The sequence below is a fragment of the Parabacteroides caecihominis genome (assembly GCF_023656785.1).
GTDB classification, from domain to species: Bacteria; Bacteroidota; Bacteroidia; order Bacteroidales; family Tannerellaceae; genus Parabacteroides; species Parabacteroides segnis.
This window is the reverse complement of sequence record NZ_JAMOKS010000046.1, coordinates 21,466-42,627: the sequence shown is the minus strand read 5'-3', so window position 1 is coordinate 42,627 and position 21,162 is coordinate 21,466. Positions and strand designations below refer to the sequence as shown.

Sequence of the window (21,162 nt, the reverse complement as noted above, 5' to 3'; positions counted from 1 at the left end):
TATTATTTTAAAATCCACATTAATTGATTCACTTCATCATTTCCTCCATACTGGCGTGCCACGGCTTCTTCCACATTCTCTTTATTATAAGAATACTCGTCTGTCGAGTACATCCAGCGTACCGGAATCTTATCCTTTGCATTGGTGTTCAGGCTGGTTGCCGGATTTATCGGCAACTTCGGATAACCGGTTCTGCGATATTCGAAATAAGCATCCCAGGGGTATTGCATAAAACTCGAGATGTAACGCTGCGTAATGATCTTCTCGATATCACCTTCCTTATCTCCGGTCAGCTGTATGGAGGGCTGGGCAAGAAAGTCGCTAATAACCTCCGGGGTCATTTTCCGTCCCTGATGATAGATATTCTCATCCGGAGTATATTTCACGATGAAATCCATGCTCGCTTTGATCCCTTGCTTGTAATAGGTCGATGCATCACCTGCAATCCATCCTCTTACTACCGCTTCCGCCAGGATGAAATTCTGCTGCGAATATCCCAGACGTATCACAGGTTCACCCGGCCGGTAATAATTATAGCGATCGTTTACACAAGAAAATTTACCTGCAATGTATAAAGGTTTATGTACAGAGAAATCTTCTCTGACATCAGTACCGACAAACACATCCCAACTGTCTGCCGTCACTCCGGCCTTCAACTGAGCCTCACTCGGTTTGGCATAATAGAAAAGGCGATAGTCCTGCTGCTCTTTCATCATGTCGATAAGGAAGGATGATACCATCGGATTCTTTGAATACATGTTATCGTTGAACGGGTATAACTGCCCCGCCTTATCGGAATAGACCATCTGGAAATTATCGTCGTTCGACTCCATCAAGGTCGATGAACTGACAATACGGGCAAAACGTTCCTTCACTTTCAAATCAGGATCATCTGCCTTCTTCGATAACGACATCAATACCTGAAGCTGGAAAGTACTAACGATTTTCCGCCACTTCTCAACACTTCCGCCCACGAAAGGATCCCCTTTAAAATCGCTTGCAGCAGAAAAGAGGTCGTATGATTCTTCCAGATCCTCAAGCACCTGGCGCATCACTTCCTTCTGAGTATCATACTTAGGCTTCAGAACGCTTTCTTCTCCCTTTAAAGCATCGCTATAAGGAATATCTCCCAAGTCCATGGATGACCAGAACAGCTTGTAAGCCTTGACAAACTTCGCCAGTCCCGAATAAGCCGCCACGTCTTTCTCTTCTGCCAATTCGACCATCTTCTGCATATTTATGATGGTATGGTAGTCGCCCAGGCCAGTGCGTCCCCAACCGTTGAAGATATAGCTCTCAGAACCCTCCCCCCAAGCCATATACTTACTGGCCATACTGTTATAAAGAAAGTTTTTTCCCGTAGAATTCGAAAGCATACTCTTAATACCTCCGGTTGCCAGCATCTCGGACGAAACACGGGTCGGCACGTCCGGATTTGTGTTAATGTCATCAAAATTACCACAGGATGCCATAAAGATGATAGCTGATAGCAGGCAAGCCGCCAATTTTATATATTTCTTCATTGTCTGATCTTTATTATAAATCCAACTTAATATTGAAACCAAGCAAACGGGTAGAAGGTGCATTCAGATTATCACCTCCGACGTCCGGGTCGGCATACTTAAACTCTTTCGTCCAAATCAACAGATTCTGACCGACCAGACCGATCGTCGCGCCTTTCAGCCGGACCTTTTCGCACAATGATTTCGGCATCTGATAAGTAAGCGACAGATCCCTTAATTTGAAAAAGGTCTGCTTGAAGTAGTTCTGAGGCCTTGCAGAATAAGCATTCGCTTGATATTCGCGGGTATATTGTTCGTAAGAGACCTCTACATCATTAGGAGCAAACACCCGGTCGTCGAACGTGATGTTTCCATCCGAATCATACTGAACCGTACCGGAAACTACTTTCACCCCCTGTCCGACATAATTCTTTTTCCCATTCACCACTTCATCGTAACGCCACTGGTTGTCGCTTTCGATATGGGCTCCCGTATTCCACAAAGACTGATTTGTCTTTGAATAAGCTACACCGCCTACGCGACCGTCGATCGTGAAACTCAACGTAAAGTCTTTATAAGAGACCGTATTGCCCCATCCCCAGATCCAATCAGGACCTGAAAAACCATGATGAGTAGAATACTTACTCAGCAGCGGATAACCGGCTTCATGGATCATATTGCCCTCTTTATCATATTCGTAATCGGCATAAGTCACATAATCCGTACGGGCTCCCTCCTTTATCCAAGGCTTTTGGGATGAAAAATCCGGGTCGAGTTTGGCAAAATACCGTCTGTCCAATGCCCAGTTGAATGTAGAATTCCAGGCCCAGTCTTTAGTCTTTATAATATCGCCGCTCAATTGTATTTCGACGCCTCGTCTTACATATTCTTCTTTAGAGTTTACCTGCGTATTACTAAAGCCGGTAGCTGCACTAAGTGTTGCGTTCACAATCCGGTTATAGTAATACTTATTATAATAAGCGGCATCCAAAACCAGTCGTTTGCCAAAGAATGTCAGCATTGTTCCCAATTCATACGATTTGGAAGTACTCGGCTTAACTGATTTTCCCCGAATAGTTGAAGGATAAGAGGCACTGGTCATATCATCCCAGGTATTTGTAGAGATGGAGTACGTATTATTGGTGGCATACACATCGGTATCGGCTTTCGACATAGTCCAGGACCCTCTTACTTTCCAGAAGTCGATAAAGGACGGCATCGGAATAAACTCGGAAAGAACGACACTACCTGCTACCGACGGATAAAAATACGAACGGGTTTCAGAAGGTAAAGAAGACGACCAATCGTTACGTCCGGTCACATCCAGGAACAAAGTGCTCTTCCAGGCAACGGATGCCTTACCAAATAAACTGTTTACCTGTTTCTTTTTCATACCGGCAGAAGTTCCGGGAGGATCGACCGAGGCATTCAAAGAATAGAAACCGGGAACCAGCAAACCGTTCTTTGTTGTACTGGTATGTGTATTATCCTGATAGAAATAGATGTTACCTCCGACAAAGCCATCAACAGAAAAGTCTCCGAACTTATGATCCGCCATCAACATAAAATCGGTATTGATGCTATAACCGTTAGGTGTTTGCAGTTCATAATATCCCTTTTTGTCCCATGCACCGTAGGCTCCGATCGGGTTACGCCATTCCTTTCGGGTGGTATAAACATCCAGGCCGGATCTCAATGTCGCTTTCAACCAGGGAGTTATTTCATAGCTACCGGAAACAAAACCGTTTACTTTGTCAAAATCGCTTGAAGCGATAATTTCGTTCGCTATATAATAAGGGTTATTATAATACGTGTCGTTATACCAGTTCTGTTCCTGATCCTTTACCCGCCAGTAGTTCTTATAATCACGGATATCCCATTCCGGACCTGTCCACACCAGCAAGTTATAGATGTAACCGAGACCTCCGTATCCAGTACCCTCTCCCTGGGGAGAAAAACGCTTGTTGTAAGTAAGACTTGCATCCAGGTCGAATCCTTTATAATTCATATTTCCGGCAGCCGTATAAGTTATCTTATTCAACTTCGCATTCGGCCACTGACCTTTATTGTAGACGTGAGTTAACGAGGTACGGAAACTGCCGTACTTCCCTTTTTGTGTGACGCTCACGTTATTGTTGGTTACAAATCCTGTCTCCTGGAAATTCTTCAGGTTGTCTTTTCCTTTTGAAGTCAACGGCATCTCACGCCATTCAAAGGTATAAGGATCATATTGGAGAGCCGTACGGCCTATATCGAGCTTATCCCCCCAGACAAAGTCGGTCGGATTATATTTGCCGCCCTGTCCGCCACTATAGGAAGACTGTACCTCCGGAAACTTCAAATAACCGGCATTGAACATCGTATTGCTGTTTATCGAAATATTCAACCCATCTTCCGAACCTCTTTTCGTTGTCACCATAATGGCTCCGGAAGATCCCCTGGCTCCATAAAGGGCAGAGGCCGTAGCTCCTTTCAAAACGTCTACGGATTCGATGTCATCGGAAGCGACATCCTGTAGTTTCATATTACCATAAGGTATCCCGTCTATGACCAACAACGGATTCTCCCCGCGCAATGACAAATCGGGAGTTGTGTTAAATTCCGTGCTGTTCTGCACATTCAATCCGGCAATCTTACCGGTCAGTGAAGTAGCCACATCTACTGTTTTTACGGCAGCCAGGCGTTCGCCACCTACTTTCTGGACGGAATATCCCAACGCTTTCTCCTCCCGTTTGATACCCAAAGCCGTCACAACAACTTCGTCAAGCAACTCGGCATCTTCTGATAAAGTTACATTTATCACAGACTGTTTGCCCACCGGCACTTCTTTTGTCTTATAACCGATAAATGTGACCACCAATACCGACTTAGCCGGGACATTCAGGGAATAACGGCCATCCATATCTGTTATAGTTCCCAGTACCTGTCCTTTCACGACCACATTGGCACCGGATACAGGTTCGCCCAACTCATCTTTTACAACACCCGAGATCCGGATGTCTTTTGCCATGTTCTCACTGGGGACCAATACGTCCTTTCCGGTTACAATGACATGTCTTCCCTTAATCTCATATTTGACCGGTTGGTCACTGAATATAATATCCAATACTTCAGAAATGGATTTACCTGTCAGATTAACGCTGATCTGTTTGTGCAGTTGTACCTCTTTCGTATCGATGAAAAAAGAATAGCCACTCTGTTTTTTTACAGTTTCTATGGCATCTTTCACAGTAATATTCCGGACATTCAAGGTTATTTTCTTTTCCTGTGGCAGTGCCGCAAAAGCAGATTGTCCGCTACCTGCTATAAGTACAGTACATAAGCCTGTAATAAATAATGTTTTTTTATGAGCAAATAATGTTGCTCTAATTTTCTCATAAGGAATGTTTTCCATAATTTTGTATTGTTGTTTTTAATAACAAAAAAGTTTAACGACTATCTGAATCGGGAAATGGTACCAACATTTTCCGATTCGCTTTTTATTCACATGGTTGATTTCCGTATCTATTCTCCTTTCTTTTTTAAGTTAATACTACTTTGTTTTAATAGAGCTCTATAATATTATTCGTTTTTCTGTACTTGAATTTTCCACTGCTGGACATGATCATCAATATGTCATCCAGCGAATCATCCACTCTGAAATCACCGTAAAAGGTTAACTTCTTCTTCTCTTCGTTTCTAAAGATAAAGGTGACATCGAATGACTTTTCCAGTTCTCTGACTATCTGTTCCAGGGTCTGTTCATTAAAGAAATGCGCACCGGTTGTCCAATGACCGGCTAATGATGCCGGCACTTTGTGTATATCGGTTGTTCCAGTTTCCTTATTATATATAACCTGTTGCTCCGGTTTCATAATCAACGATTCATCCGGATTCTTTATGTTCAACAGATTAACAGAACCTTCCGCCAATATCACTTCTATGTTTTCTTCGTCAGTATATGCTTTCACGCTAAACTTGGTTCCCAGCACCTTTACATCGAGATCGCTGGTATTCACAATAAAAGGCAGTTTTTCATTGCGGGTCACTTCAAAATAGCCTTCTCCTTCCAGCCGGACATGGCGGTCCTGATGGGAAAAACCGCCTGTATAACTCAATTTACTTCCCGCGTTCAGCCAAACCACCGTTCCGTCCTGCAAAACGATCCGGCTACGTGATCCTATAGGAACTTCAACCGTCTGCATCGCATATAAGGAAGATGGATCAAAATGGTTATGCCCCCAGTAATAACCTCCTCCCAACAACAGGATACCTGCAAATATTGCCGCCGCCACTCTGACAAAACGCAATGAAAAGCGTTTCTTCTTTTGCGATACGGAGATTCGTCCCCGGAAATGTTGAAAAGCACGGTTGCTCTCTTCTTGGGTTCCGGAAGCGGCGTTAGCAGCCAGCCACACTTCGGTCATTTCATAGAAATATTGTTTATGGGCAGTGTCGGCAGCCACCCATTGTTCCAATTCAACGCGCTGTTCCTTATTCAGCTCATTATTCAAATAAGCGGTAATCAGGTCATCGGGATAATATGTTTGTTCCGTTTTATTCATTTTCTATGTTGTTATAAGGTAGACAAGAATAGTAGAGAAATGGGGTAGTGAAAAAACTCACTTTTTTCAAAAATATTTCACGAAGCAGACTAAAAGCACTATCAGATAGTCTTTTAAACGATCGCGCAATATTGATAATGCTTGTTTTATATGATATTTGACGGTATTGACCGAAATGCCCAGACGGGCTGCAATCTCGTCATGTTTCAATTCTTCCAGGCGGCTGAGAATAAAAACCTGGCGTGTTTCTTTCGGCAGGCGTTCAATCTCTTCCTGCACTTTAGCCATCAGTTCCTTTTCCATCAAACGGCCCAACGGGTATTCATCCGAAAGAAATAACAAAGGAGAAGTCATATCCATATCATTCAGACTGACCTCCCTCCCGACATAATTCTTCTGTAAATAATTCAGGGAAAAATTCCGGACCATACGTATAAGATACGCATTCAGAGAGATTTGTATATCTATTGTTTTACGATTTTCCCAAAGATGGAAAAACACATCCGATACAATCGTTTCAGCCAGAAATTCATCTTGCAGATATTGCCGGGAGATACAGAACAGACGATGATAATACTTATCATAAAGTATCCGGAAAGCATTCTCATCACCCTCCTTTACCCCTCTTACTATTTGTTCTTCATAATATTCCACATGTATCTCCTTAAGGACGGGCGAATTTAGTCAAAACATTTTGACTAAACAACACAAAGCCCCAGGAGACGAATCCCCCGGGGCTTGCTTTTTTGTCTGTTTTCACTCTTCACAGAGGCAGAACAGAAGAACTTTATTTCATTACTTTAGTATTAATAAATATCACTTGTTCACCTGTCACAGGGTAATTAACGCTATTGCGCTGCGTGATACTCTATTAGAATTATTTGATTATAAATAATTTCTTATTTAACGATTGCAGGTACTGCGGCTTCGCCTTCAACCTTTACATAAACTACACCGGCAGGAACTGCGATTGTAGCTTCGCTTGAAGTGATGACTGTGTTAACCAATATCTGACCAAGAACGTTGCTGATAACAACTTTCTTACCTTCTGCACCCTTAACGATTACATTACCATTGATTACTGAAACTTCTACTTCTGAAACAGCGTTGATAGTTTCATTATCTGTAGCAACTTTATCAACAGTGCCTAAAGTCAGAATAGCAGCCTGATTCAATACCTGACCGAAGTCTGTAACACCTGTAGAGCCATTACCGTCGATGATATCACCCGTATTATGATTTCCGTTTGTGTTGAAGAACTTAGCAAGTACAGGTGTACCGTTTACGAAACGTAACCAAGCTCCTTCGAATGAGCCGACTGAAGAGAACTGACCGTCATTTGATTCCAGCAAGAAACCTTCTTCTTCCGTATCACCGACATAACGCAATGAGAAAGCAGCATTGTTATGAGTACCATCCAATACAACTGCGTCATAAACAATACCTTCCTGGTCTTTAGCAAGATAGTCAGGGATAATCAGGATATTTCCGTCAGCATCTGCACCTGTAATAGCATTTTCACCTCTCAATGTATAAGGAGCTTTCAGCACGAACAGTGAATCACCACGATGAACAGCTTCAACAAAAGCAAGACGAGTGTAATTGTCATACTGGAATTTGCTTGCAGCTTCTACCTTGTTGATAGAGTTCTGGATAGAGTCGTTCAGGTTAACCAGGAAGCGACCGCTTACATAACCCGGATACTCAACTTTATGATCACAGCTAGGATTTAATCCGTGAGTTGCACCATGAGCGTTTTCACCACAATAGTAATATGCTTTCACGCTATCAGCAGCAACAGCAAACAGATACTGAGGCATACGATCTTTTGATTTAGCCACATAATCAACATACAGACCTTCATGTTTTGTCTGAACAGATTTGTTCTCAACAGCCAGATAGTTCAGGATACCTGATTGTGAATCTTCATACAGATATTCGTTTCCTGAAAGAGAAGACAATGTAACAGACTTAGCCAGATTATTTACATATTCAGCATAAGCTGCATCTGCACTCAAAGATTTGTACAAAGGACGAGGATCTGAAGTCAAAGCAAATACATCAGAAGTTGTTCCGCATAACTGATCGATATAACTTTCGTTAGTACCCTGTTTGATAGCCATCTTACCGGCTGTCTTGTTATTGTTCAGGATGATTTCCTTCTTATCAGCTCCTGTCTTTGTCCATACGCTGTTTTGATTTACCAATGCATAATAAGGAGTACCGTCTACATTATTATTTTCTTTCAAATAGAAGATAGCCCATGTCAAACCATTCTTACCTGCCTGAATGTCAGCTTCGTCAGCAACAATATAACGATGCATGTGGTCAAGAGCCATATATTTATGGTCATTGTCGATCTTGTTTGCATCTTTTACTTTCACTGCATATACATCACGGCTCAACTGAGTTGCACCAGCTGTAGCGCTCGTATAACCATAAGCCTGAGCGCCTTCGATTAGGTGCAATTCATAGTAAGTCGGATCACCCGGAATACCTTTGATATAATTATCTGTTGCACTGATACCCAGGAACAAATTATTTACGTTTGCATTATAGTGCTGCAATGCATATACATTTTCAGCCAATACATCTTTAGCAATTACTGAATAACCAGCTGTATTAGGAGTTTCTACCTTTTCAAAATAAATAGTATCACCACAAGAGAAGAAGTTATTAACAGCAGGAGTTGCATGAACTGTACCGCTAGTAGTCATACCATTTGCATATTCATGGTTAATAATATAATATTTACCATTTCCAGCATCATAAAGTTGTCCTTCGAAACCAATAACTCCATATTCACGGTTTGTAATTTTAACTCTCGGAGTTTTGTTATAAGTAGGATCTGCATTGTCTTTATTCACAGTGCAACCTAACTGTTCGATAACCCACTGAGTTGCAGGCATACGTTTGAAGTCCTGATCAGCTTCCAGTACGTCATATACCAGATGACCACCCATATCGGCAACGATATAAGAACCGTCTGCACGTTTTTGAGTCAATGTTACATCGTTTGCATCCGGATTAGCTGTAGACAGACGAACCAGATATACGCCATTAGCAACTGTGGTACGAACTAACGGATTGTAAGTATTATCGAAAGTAACCTTCATCTTCATGTCTGCATTGTATTCAACTGCACCTGTACCAGGACCGTTATGATTGTCACAATTGAATGTTATATAAGCAGGGTTACCCGGATATCCGGCTGTTCCTAATGCATGGCTACTAGCAGAACATCTATAACCTTCTTTAGAAATAGCCATAAATTTAACTTCATCAGCATTGATACCGTAAGGAACGCTAACTGTCAGTACCTGAGACTGGTTACCCGGAGTAGCAAAGTTGATTGCAGCCAAAGCAACCGGAACGCCGGCAGCCTTATTAGACAGACAGTTTGCAACAGCAGGAGCAGCAGTACCATAAGCAACACCAGCATTGATTGTATTCAGATATTGAGCCGGAGTCAATGCAGCCAAAGCTGCCAGATTTGCTGCAACATCAGCAGGAAGAAGGCTCTTGTTAGGCATAGATGCATTCAGCGGTTCGATTACCAAGCTATCGTTTGTCGGATAGTAAGTTACCTTGAAATGGAAACGAGCTTTTGTAGCATCAATCTCTGCTGTGTTTGCAAAAGTAGCATCTTCCAACTTCAAACCATTGTAATTGCTGGTAGTTGCACCTTCATGATAAGTTGTAGAGACGCGCAGATACTTGTCTGTAGTCCTATCTTTTCTGAACAGAATGCCATAACCTGCATATACAGAAGGCTGACCAGCTGTAATAACATTGCTACCTTCAGCATTGCTATAATTATCACGGCTTAAAGCAGCCACCTGAGTATCTTCTGCTACATAATCGGAAGCATCCAACGGATTGCTTGTCATAGTAACATTGAATAAGAACTTAGCTAACTTTCCGGCTAGGTTTGATGCATTATTTCCGGCAGCAGGAGGAAATGATTTATAAGAAGCATCAGCATCAATCATAGAATTGATTTCAGCAGCGCTCAATACCTTTGCTCCGGCAATTACCGGTTGGAAAGAGATTATATTCTGCAAACCAGAAGCATCTACTTTAGCTAAATCCTGAGGTGCGCTTACCAGAACTACTTCATTGTTTGCATTCAAAGCCATTGCCATGACTCTTTTTGTTCTATGGTAATAAGAATAAACCAGATGATTGTCAAAACGAGTATCACCGTTGTCATCATTTGAATACCAAGTCCACATGTCATTGCAACCATCCAAAATAGTAGCTTCAGTATTACGAACGGCTGCTGCAGCATCTGCTGCTGTCAATTGAACAGCTCTGGTATGATCGAAAGTCAATGCATAACCTGTTTCCTTATTAATAAAGGTATAGTTATGACCGCTCACAGCATCTTCATCAAATTTGATTTTCCAAAGAGAGTGAGTCAAAGCTGCATCCTCGATTTTTTTTGCTTCCAGATGTAATGCACCCGTAGAATAATCACGTTCCATAGTCAGGACAGTAGTAGCAGAACCTAATGGAGCAACGCCTTCTTCTCCTTGTTCCATACCGTGATTAATCACCAACTGGTACCATTTGTCTGATTCGATTTTGTTTACACCGTCACAATGTATAGAAGTGACTGCACTTTTAACCATGTCGGTACGGTAAGGTATTTCACCATTTCCGGCATGATTCTGTTGAGCAGTTACCCCTACTGTTGCGGCCAGCAGAAAGCCAGCCATCAAAGTAGAAAACTTTTTGTTCATAATCAATAAATTTAATATTAATAATAGTGTTATAAAAGTCCATTTCACGGATCCGTTCAGAGACTGTCAAATGTTAAATGACGAGTTTAAACGTTCCTTTTTTCTAGTCATTTACAAGTGCGTGTTTTGACTTCATACTGGAAAGGTCGAATTTTGTACTAACTTTGTTATTCTGTTGATAAGAAAGGATATAGAGAAAGAAAAAAATATAGGGAAAAAGAGTGGTGGTTAAAAAGATTGTTGTAATTTTGTGACTAGAAAAAAGGAACCTTTAAATTAGTCAGTCCTTTTTCGCACTTCACGTTTTATATTTCAATAGCTACATAGTCATCTCCGTCTTTAATCCGTTAGAGAAATATTAAATGTCTTATATATAATGTACATGCGCGTACATTAATATTATTATTTATCGGAAGCAAAAAATCCATACTATTACGGCTTTTTCCATTTTCAAGCACAAAAATCCAAGAAATCCGATCTTTCGGAGAACGTAAGCGCACCTGTTTTTCATTCCGCAACCAGACAACTTCTGTATCTTATATTAGGATACCATATTCTCATATATTATGATACAACATTCGTATAATATATGAGAATTGAGTATCACAATATATGATATTTCTGCATCTATACGGATAGATCATTCAGTAGTCCGTAACAGACTATGAATCAATCTCTATCCAAATCATAATACTCCATATATTCGTCATACTGCGGCTCTTCGGTAATGCCTTGGGCAAGGAACAGCTTTTTGATATATGCCTGCTCTTTCGGCCTGACCAGGCGCTTCTTTTGTTTACAGCGGTAATAGGTATTACGTCCCAGATGGGCAATAAGCTGCGATTTGATAGTCTCGGCCTTTCGTAAAGGGATATCATCGAACAGGCAGGTTATGCCTCTGGCGAACCGCTGCGGTTGGTCGAGCAGGAAGAAAGGACACTCTTCGCCGGTGAGAGATGCAAGGTGCCCCGGATTGATAATATATACACCTCCGCGCGTTTGAGGAACACGAAGCCATACCTGATGCCGAAGGCAGGTATCACGACGCACGCATTTCTCGTTGAGACAATGGGCAAAACTACCCGGGAATTCATTATAATCGAAATCTGGTTTCATAACAAGCAGTAGTTTATTGGTTACATTGATTTACAAAGATACCATTTTATATGACCTGATACGTAAAGCTGTTTCAAAATTTATCATTATCTTCGCCTTCAAATAATGTAAAAGCCATGAGAAAATCAATCATCCTTTTCATATTTCTGCATACCTTGTCTTACGCCTTCCCTATCTATTTCAAACATATCGGGATGAAAGAAGGACTTTCGCAACTCTCCGTCATGTCTATCTATCAGGATGAACTGGGCCGTATGTGGTTCGGGACGGAAGAAGGGCTAAGCGTTTTCGACGGTGTTCACGTGACTTCATATAAACCGACATTAAAGAATGAATACGGGAAGGATACACCCGTCGGTAACAGCATCGACTTCATAACCGGAGACAACCAGGGGAATATTTATTTCAATTCGGATAATTCCCTGGTACGATACAACCTGCGCTCCCAGCAGTTTTCCTGCCTGAAACAAGCATGGGTGAATGCGATCGCTTTCAGCGGCGAACAACTTTGGGTGAACGCGTCCGATTCTATCTTTGTCTGGGATACACAGACGGAAGAACTTCGTTTCCGCTTCAAACTGGAACTCTCCAACCAACATGCAACCTGTATCATGGTCGATTCCCAAAAACGCTGCTGGATAGGGACCAATTCAGGATTATATATGAAAGAGGAAGACAAGCCCCTTGCCTATATCATTCCTAGTGAAGATATTTATGCCTTATACGAAGATTCACATAGGAACCTATGGATATCCGCCCGTATGAACGGACTTTACAAACGGGAACCGTCGGGTAATTTCAAACGCTACCGCTTCGATCCGCACAACGATAACAATATATCCAGCAACCAGGTAAGGGGAATCGTTGAAGACAACTCCGGTAACCTTTGGATAGGGACCTTCACCGGACTAAACAAATATAATCCCTACAATGATCATTTCCAGGTATATACCCGCGACAACCTTCCCGGAAGCCTCGCCCACTCCTCCGTTTTCCCAGTTTACAAAGACCGGCAGGGAAGCATCTGGCTGGGTACTTATTACGGGGGTGTCCACTATTTCAATCCTGAAATGGATCTTTTCACGATTTATACGGCAGACAAAACAAGGAAAGACTGCATCAGTTTCCCTTTTGTCGGGCATATGACGGAAGATAAAGACGATAATATCTGGATCTGCACCGAAGGCGGCGGGCTAAACCTCTTCGACCGGAAAAAGAAAACATTTACCTATTTCATGGCCGATCCCGACAGAAACTCTATCGCTCATGACAATCTGAAATCTATTGCCTACAGTGCCAACCGCAATAAGCTTTACATCGGTACCCACACCGGCGGACTATCCATATTCGATATCCCGAAGAAACGGTTCCGGAATCCTTATTTCGAAGACCCTTCGTATGCCGTAAAAGCCGGCGACCGTATCAATCAGATGGCCATCTGGAAAGACAAATATCTGGTACTCCTGACGCAATGGGGATGCGTCAAAATGGATCTCGATACCGAAAAGATCACCCCTACTTTCGAAGGAGGTAAGCAATACGGTAATCATTGTTTCCTGATCGACTCGCAGGATTATATATGGATAACAACAGGAAGAATCATCAACAAGATCAACCTGAATAACCAGGAAGACAGGACTGTCTTCCGTTGCGGCGAAAACGGATTGGGAAACCAGCCGGTATCTGCCATCTATGAGGACAAAAAAGGACGTATCTTCTTCGGGACGCTCGGAGCCGGGCTCTATCTGTATGATGAGAAGAGCCATACTTTCAGCGGATATACCACCGAAAACAGTATGATCCTGAGCAACTATTGCTACGACATCAAAGAATCGATACAAGGTTACCTGATCATATCCGGTGATAAAGGACTCTCTTTCCTGGACCCGGAACAACAGTTATTTAAGGTGGTAGAACTGGGCACCGCACTTCCTGTTTCCGGAATCAACAAAGGATGCGGCCTGCTGGTCAGCCCGAACGGCGAAATCTTTGTGGGAGGGATAGACGGTTTAAGTACGTTCTTCGAACAGGACTTGTTCCGGCCAGCAAAAGACTACCGGTTATATTTCTCCGAATTATATATCAACAATGAATTAGTTAATCCTTCCGACCGTTCACGGGTTCTCTCCGACGCTTTGCCTTATACGCAGGAAATAGAGTTGAACCACAATCAGAACAACCTCATCATCTCGTTCAACTCGAACAACTATATCAATACGTTGAAAGAGACGGCTTACGAATACATGCTGGAAGGCTTCGACAACAAATGGATCAGCAATACCGACAACAGCATCCAGTACACGAACCTCAATCCGGGCAAATACACCCTGGTCGTGCGTGAGAAACAATACGACACAAAGATCGAACCACAAACGATCCGGATGGGCATCACGATCCATTCCCCGCTCTATGCCACACCGTTATTTTATCTCTTATACGTGCTGGTCGGCGGCGGGTTGATCTACGGTTTCTTCCGCTTCAAACAGTCACAGTTGCTGCTCAGAACTTCATTGGAGTTTGAACGAAAAGAAAAAGAGAGGATCGAAGAACTGAACCAGGCTAAACTACAGTTCTTTTCAAACATCTCGCATGAGTTCCGGACACCGCTCACCCTAATCATTTCGCAGATCGAACTCTTGCTGCAAAGCAGTTCGGTAGCCCCATCCACCTACAACAAACTGCTGAAGATATACAGGAATACGCACAATATGCGGATGCTGATCAGTGAGTTGCTGGATTTCCGCAAACTGGAACAAGGCCATGTGAAACTGAAAGTATACGAACAAAACATTATCCCTTTCCTGAAAGAGATCTATCTCTCTTTTTACGAATATGCTTCCAGCCGTTCGGTGACTTATCAGTTCACCTCTGGAGCGGAAGATATCGAATGCTGGTTCGACCCCAAACAGATGCAGAAGGTATTCTACAACCTGTTGTCGAACGCATTCAAATATTCAAAACCGGGTGCAGCCATCGAAATGGTCGTCGAAGAGAATGACCAGGCGATCATCATAAAAATCATAGACAACGGTATCGGTATCAGCAAAGAAGATATCGACAAGATATTCGACCGTTTCTACCAGGCAGGAAATAATTCATCGGGAATATCGCAACCGAGCACAGGTATCGGCCTGTCACTAACCAAGAGCATCATCGGGTTGCATCATGGAAAAATACAAGTAGAAAGTACGCCGGGATACGGAAGCATATTCATCGTGCATCTGCCGAAGGGCCGAAGCCATTTCAAAGAAGGTGAATGCCAGTTTGTGCAACCGGAGAAAGAGATGATCCGCAACGAGATACTGCCGGAAAGTCTGACTCAGGAAATTCCCGAAAGTACCTCCGAATTATCGCTGGCCGAGACGGATGCTACTTACACCGTTCTGCTGGTCGATGACAACGAAGAACTGCTCCAGATACTGAACTCACTGTTTTCGCCGGTTTATAATGTCTTACTGGCACGGAACGGAAAAGAGGGACTGGAGATCACACGTTCCCAAAAGCCGGATATCATCGTCAGCGACATCATGATGCCTGAAATGTCGGGAACCGAAATGTGCCTGAAGATCAAGAACGATTTCGACATCTGTCATATACCGGTCATCCTGTTGACAGCGCTCGGTTCGGCAGAGCAAAGCATAGAAGGTTTGCAGCGGGGAGCCGACGATTATATCAGCAAGCCGTTCAATGCCAAAGTGCTGCTTGCCCGTTGCAACAACCTGGTGCGCAACCGTATTATCCTGCAAAAGAAGTTCAACGAGCAAAGGGATTTCGATACGCAATCGCTGGCCAGCAACCCGATTGACCAAAAGTTTATGGACACGGTAAACCGAATCGTAGAAGAAAACCTGAGTAATATGGAATTCGACATGAATACCCTGGCTAAAGAACTAGGATTGAGCCGCAGCTCGCTTTATGCCAAGTTCAAGGCCCTGACCGGAATGACACCGAACGATTTCGTCCTGAATTGTAAACTGAAGCGGGCCGCCACCTTATTGATAACCCGTCAGGATTTGCAGATTGCCGAGATCTCCGACATGCTGGGTTTTGGTTCCCCTCGTTATTTCACCCGTTGCTTCAAAGCACAGTTCGATACGACACCGGCGGAATACAAGAAAAAAACACCTTAAGGACCAGATTATGCATAAGTACAACACTTTTATGGACGACTTTCTGTGATATAACACATTTTTATGGACGACTTTTTGCCACAATATAGATAAGCATTTTATCTATTATCTATATTTATGCGACAAAAGTTTATTTAATTGAAGTTTATCTGATGCAATTAGGTTTATAATCTCACTAAAAATTAAACAGATAAGATTCCAAAGTGACATCTTCGAAACCAATAGCAGGGTTTTGAATAATTATCTTTTTTTTAATCCGAAACTTACAAGTCGAAACTGATGACGTCGAAACACCCATTAAAGCTGCAATATAAGATCTACTCAATTTTAGTCTTAATAAACAACATATATGTAAATCATGTCGCGTAAGATCCGGATGTGTTTTGGCGAGTCGCGACAAGTAATTTTTTAACCCCCAATCAATCCATCGTTCAATATACCACCATTCCTCTTCATCAATATATAATACCTTTTTAACAGGTGACTCAGATAGTCCGAAATACCACAGTAACCGATCTGATAATTTTTTCTTCAATGCATTATTATTCATAAGGTCAACATTAATTAGACAAGCACAAAAATAAAAAATGCAAAAAAGGATTACTTTGCAATAAACGACTAATTATTTGCATAATACGGCATTCAGCAAGCCTATAGTATAAAAAATCGGTACAGATATATTAAAAAAGCTATAGACAGTACAAATTTCAAGAGTTACCACCAAACTTGTTGTTCATTTTGATATACAAAAATACGTTCTTGCTTGCCCCGTGTATGATTCCGTAATATTAAAAGCGCATTATCCGGAACGGAATCAAAATACAACATTCTTTCTTCTGCTTTTTGCTTTCCTAAGGATTTCCAACCAGCCTGATCCCAAAAGAACAATTCATACATTTCTCCGTAATGTATTGCATTATCATCGCTTCGAGGGACACAACGTACACGATCGACAATCGTTTTTCTCTCAAGATCTAATCCAACCCAACCACTATCAGGCTTCTCTGCATGAAAAATAGTCAACCAATCTCCATCAAAAGCTTTTTCTCTAGCCATATCCGGATTATTTTGATATATTTTCTCAGACCCGATAACTTTACCTTTTACTATACTATCACTATTTTCCTTATAAAACTGCAATTCTGCGATATTACAATAACCATTACTACTTGAATAATAACGCCAATACCTATATTTTTGACTTGGAGACAATTTAATTAAATCCGGATAAGAAAAATCATTTATCTTGTACAGCAATTCATATCGATTAAAATTCTTATCATTCGAAGCATGAATTTCTCCACCGATAATTCGAGACTCCACATTTGCGACACCCGAGCTTTTGGGATATTTACGATGCAAGCAAACCTGATGCGTTTTTGACTTATCAGCACTAAAATAATGTAAATCTCCATTCTTTTCTACCGAAAACGGGGGAGATACCGGTATTAAATGTGTACCATCATATCCCCATACCAGATAAACAATATCTCTACCTACTTTTTGAAATTCGGCCCGATTCCCATTTACAATTCCCAGATCAAGTACAGTCCATGACTGATTATCAAAAACAGACAAATAAACATATTTATCTTTGAGTTTTTGAGTGAGTAATTGTACGGACAAATCACTGGTTTTCATATATTCATCCGTTACATCCTGTTCAAATATTTCAAAAAAAGGATGTGTATAAACTGCATCTTTTAAGTAACGGACAATTTTATCATTGGCTACATAACTAATTCTATAGACCTTCGGGATAGGGTCATAAGGAAAAAAAACATCTCCAGGGTTAGAGGTTAATCCCCAACTGAAAGGCATAAAAATTCCATTCTCACTCAAAAATGTATACCAGGCATGACTTCCCTCCTTTCTTCCCCATTGTGGAATATAATCCATTGCAATCGGAAGACCATGACTTCTTAACACCATGGTTGCCAACGTTGCAGATCCAAAACAATCCCCATAAGCAGCTTTATAAATTGATGAATTCAAGAAAGGAACTCCTTCCGGTTTTTTAGTAGCAGCTTCTTTTGTTCCCCAAAAGGAAGCGGACAATTCTCTATTTATCTGAGCTGCGGCATTATATGAAGAAAATTTTAATAAATCATAAGGTAATCGGGGATTGAGTGCTTTATTAAACCGTACAGATAAAGTATCTCTCCAATCATCTAATTGCTGATATTCAAAACATTTATAAGGAAGTATAAATTCACAAAACTGATCGAAAGTAACATACTCAAGTCGCTGTCCATTTTTCCACCAGTCAAAAGCCTGATCAATATTACGTATCAAGTAGTCGGCTGTAATTATCTTAATATCCTCTTCTTCTTGAAAAGATACTTTCAAATAATTATGAGCCAACTCTTTTATCTTCTCATTCTTATAACCGACAGTGGTATCCATATTTAATATAAAATCCAACTCTTTATAATAATTTTGAATGGTATCCCCTGTATACGAACGGTGTCCCGGCATATTCTCTATAAGAAAAACAGCCGCTTTCAACTTCAATGAATTAGTATCCTTTTCGTAATGCTCAAGCACTTTTTCTAATTCGGCTCTATTCTCTCTGGCCATAGATAAAGCTTGTTCCAATTTAGTATTAGTACAAGACAACATCACTCCTGTAAGCAATAAGAAACGAATCAATATTATTTTATATACCTTTGTCAACATATTCTTTCATTTCATCTATTATACATTGAACCTTAAAAGAGGGAACCTTTATTGTTTTATGTGTAATCCTATTTGCAAACTCATACGCTTTTTCTTTTTCACCAATTTTATCATATAAATGTACCAACTGATATAAAGGAATAAAACGATTAGGACACATATTCGAAGCTAATATTAAGCATTCTTCTGCTTTCTCAAATTCCCCCTTTTGCAAATAGCAGTCAGCAAATAATAATTGTATATCATAATCATTCCAATAACGAATACATTCTGTTAACACTTCGATACTCTCATCATAATGTCCAACAAAATGCAATTCAGCTGCATAATTATATAAAAACAAACTATTTGCGCCAAGCTCTTCTTTTAACTCCTCATAAAACGGTAACATTTGCTCTGTTTCACCACGAAGAGAACGATCTACGACCTTTTTCCACTTCATTTCGGCAATTGTATATTGTAATAATAAAAGCATTAGATATAAAGCTCCTCCTGCTGCAAACCTTCGAATATAAGATGTTCTAAATTTTAAATTGCTATGATGTTCTATAGCAATAATCGAAAGAGCAAATCCCAGAATAGCCCATGTCATTGAGTATTTTAATGGATAAGAGAAGCAGGCACATATAGCAATGGCTATAATACATTCAAATGCAGGGTACTTTATCGGATTTAAATTTTTCTTATATATAGATATTCCCCCAATAATCAAAAGTAATAATACAAATAAGCCCAAGCTTCCATATTCTACTCCTATTTTTAGAAATTCATTAAAGGGATAATTAACATTATCTGCCAATTGAGAAAATTGGCTACTCGGATTTAAATGAAAATACTCAGCTTGGTAAAGCATATATTGGGTTTGAAAGGCTCCTCCCCCATGACCGACCAAAGGAGAATCCTTAATCATCTCCCATACAACCCGCCAAATCAATAAACGCCCATCCGCCGAATCTTTTTTCAAAAAATATAAACCGACAAATAGAGTTATCAAAAAGAGTATTACCGCATAGGCTAATAGAGCTTTATTCCATCTTGTTAGTTTTTGATGTAAATAGAAGATATAAAAATGTACTATTAATACTCCCATCAAAGCCAATATACCAGTGCGAGATTCAGAAAGAAATATAGCACAACTGGATATTATAAAAAAAGAATATCCAGCAATTCTCCAAGGATGAGAAATCGTCCTTAACAAAAACAAAGAAAAAGGAGATAGAACCGATAAACAAATTGCAAAACCAGCCGGATTATCAAAAGTACCAGTCATCTTATATTCAACAGAATAAGTTGGTAAAATATAAAAAAATTGCACTATACCTAATAATGCTTCTACAAATCCAATTATAGACAATCCACTATAAATAAAAAATATATTTAAAGAAAGTTTTTTCTTCAAATTCACCACAATATTCCCCGATAATAAAACAATTATTACACCATAAAACAATTCACTAAAAAGATCAATTATACCACCACAAAGAATTAATAATAATATAAACAAGAAAAAAACATCTACACATTTTACAACACTTCTATGCTAATACAATATGAACGCATTAAATAGTAATACAAATAATAACCATAATGACTGTATTGTACAATACTTTTCTACAAAATAATCTGACACCAAAAATATACTACCTGTCATAGCTATCAAAAATAACAATATATTCAAATATGCTATCATACTATCTTACTTATTGCTTTTTACAAATATATTCCAATTTGAAATAAAAGCATTCTGAAAACAAATACATTCAGAATGCTTCTATAAATGGAATCAGATTAAATTTAAGACATATAGCTTACAAGTTCAATTCTGCCTTTAACTTCCAATAAGTTTCTAATTCACGTTGTAAGATTTCTTCTTTTGTAAGTTGAGCAAAATTGACTTTAGCAATAGGATTAGAAGTTTGTACATTTTCTTTATAAGAAATACAAATCTCATCTCCCAATGTAAGTTCTGAAGAATACCAGGTATAAGAATACATATTTTCATCCATACCGCCAAAATTTATTTTAAAAACTCCCTCTTTATTTGTCAAGAGTATATTTATACATCCATTTTTTATACTTTCAGCCGAAACTTTTTCTTTATTAATCTGCAATAAAAATCCTTTCATATTAATCCTTCCTTTTTTAATTTAGCTTCTAGTGTTCTGAATATTTCCATTTTTGTTATAGGTTTTACAACCTCTATATCCTCCTTACAGAAGGGGATAGACGGTTCATCTATTTCCACAAATTTCATAAGAAAATCATCACCTAAAGATATTTTTTCCCAATTATGCCAAATACTTTTTTGGGAAGATTCATAATCAAAAACATCTGTATATATACGACAATCTCCTTTATTATCAAATAGATGAATTGTTAAAAGACCATCATTTACAGCTACTATTTTTTTATTGCCATTATGTATTATTTCAAACCCTTTCATGTT

The 21,162-nt window shown here is 40.1% G+C and carries 12 protein-coding genes; 1 reads left to right on the top strand and 11 read right to left on the bottom strand.

The window, feature by feature from the left end:
• Positions 1 to 2: 2 nt before the first annotated feature.
• The 6 genes from NBH14_RS25505 to NBH14_RS25480 all read right to left on the bottom strand — a co-directional run bounded on the left by NBH14_RS25505 (position 3) and on the right by NBH14_RS25480 (position 11,907).
• Complete coding sequence (locus NBH14_RS25505) at positions 3 to 1,523, bottom strand: SusD/RagB family nutrient-binding outer membrane lipoprotein (protein WP_186959732.1); 1,521 nt, start codon at positions 1,521 to 1,523, stop codon at positions 3 to 5.
• Between the two features lie 13 nt (positions 1,524 to 1,536).
• Positions 1,537 to 4,896, bottom strand: coding sequence for a SusC/RagA family TonB-linked outer membrane protein (locus NBH14_RS25500; protein ID WP_186959733.1), 3,360 nt, complete (start codon positions 4,894 to 4,896; stop codon positions 1,537 to 1,539).
• A gap of 148 nt (positions 4,897 to 5,044) precedes the next feature.
• The gene (locus tag NBH14_RS25495; protein ID WP_186959734.1) at positions 5,045 to 6,046 is read right to left on the bottom strand and encodes a FecR family protein; all 1,002 of its coding nucleotides are present in this window, start codon (positions 6,044 to 6,046) and stop codon (positions 5,045 to 5,047) included.
• Positions 6,047 to 6,112: 66 nt separating this feature from the next.
• Positions 6,113 to 6,700 carry an RNA polymerase sigma-70 factor gene (locus NBH14_RS25490; protein ID WP_007655012.1) on the bottom strand — a complete coding sequence of 196 codons (588 nt, stop codon included), beginning with the start codon at positions 6,698 to 6,700 and terminating at the stop codon, positions 6,113 to 6,115.
• Positions 6,701 to 6,945: 245 nt separating this feature from the next.
• Positions 6,946 to 10,791 (bottom strand): DUF6383 domain-containing protein, encoded by a 3,846-nt coding sequence (locus NBH14_RS25485; RefSeq protein WP_186959735.1) that lies wholly within the window; start codon positions 10,789 to 10,791, stop codon positions 6,946 to 6,948.
• Between the two features lie 669 nt (positions 10,792 to 11,460).
• On the bottom strand, positions 11,461 to 11,907 hold the full coding sequence (locus NBH14_RS25480) for a DUF6078 family protein (RefSeq protein ID WP_186959736.1): 447 nt from the start codon (positions 11,905 to 11,907) through the stop codon (positions 11,461 to 11,463).
• 116 nt (positions 11,908 to 12,023) lie between these two features.
• Here NBH14_RS25480 and NBH14_RS25475 point away from each other — a divergent pair, with 116 nt between their 5' ends.
• Entirely contained in the window at positions 12,024 to 16,037 is a 4,014-nt protein-coding gene (locus tag NBH14_RS25475) for a hybrid sensor histidine kinase/response regulator transcription factor (protein ID WP_186959737.1), read from the top strand.
• 175 nt (positions 16,038 to 16,212) lie between these two features.
• Here NBH14_RS25475 and NBH14_RS25470 read toward each other — a convergent pair whose 3' ends face one another.
• The 5 genes from NBH14_RS25470 to NBH14_RS25450 all read right to left on the bottom strand — a co-directional run bounded on the left by NBH14_RS25470 (position 16,213) and on the right by NBH14_RS25450 (position 21,159).
• Positions 16,213 to 16,587 carry a hypothetical protein gene (locus NBH14_RS25470; RefSeq protein WP_186959738.1) on the bottom strand — a complete coding sequence of 125 codons (375 nt, stop codon included), beginning with the start codon at positions 16,585 to 16,587 and terminating at the stop codon, positions 16,213 to 16,215.
• Between the two features lie 164 nt (positions 16,588 to 16,751).
• Positions 16,752 to 18,716, bottom strand: coding sequence for a transglutaminase-like domain-containing protein (locus NBH14_RS25465; protein WP_186959739.1), 1,965 nt, complete (start codon positions 18,714 to 18,716; stop codon positions 16,752 to 16,754).
• Positions 18,697 to 20,220, bottom strand: coding sequence for an O-antigen ligase family protein (locus tag NBH14_RS25460; protein WP_186959741.1), 1,524 nt, complete (start codon positions 20,218 to 20,220; stop codon positions 18,697 to 18,699). Before NBH14_RS25460 ends, NBH14_RS25465 begins: the two co-directional genes overlap by 20 nt.
• A 304-nt stretch (positions 20,221 to 20,524) precedes the next feature.
• The gene (locus tag NBH14_RS25455) at positions 20,525 to 20,842 is read right to left on the bottom strand and encodes a hypothetical protein (protein WP_186959742.1); all 318 of its coding nucleotides are present in this window, start codon (positions 20,840 to 20,842) and stop codon (positions 20,525 to 20,527) included.
• The gene (locus NBH14_RS25450) at positions 20,839 to 21,159 is read right to left on the bottom strand and encodes a hypothetical protein (RefSeq protein WP_186959743.1); all 321 of its coding nucleotides are present in this window, start codon (positions 21,157 to 21,159) and stop codon (positions 20,839 to 20,841) included. Before NBH14_RS25450 ends, NBH14_RS25455 begins: the two co-directional genes overlap by 4 nt.
• Positions 21,160 to 21,162: the final 3 nt, after the last annotated feature.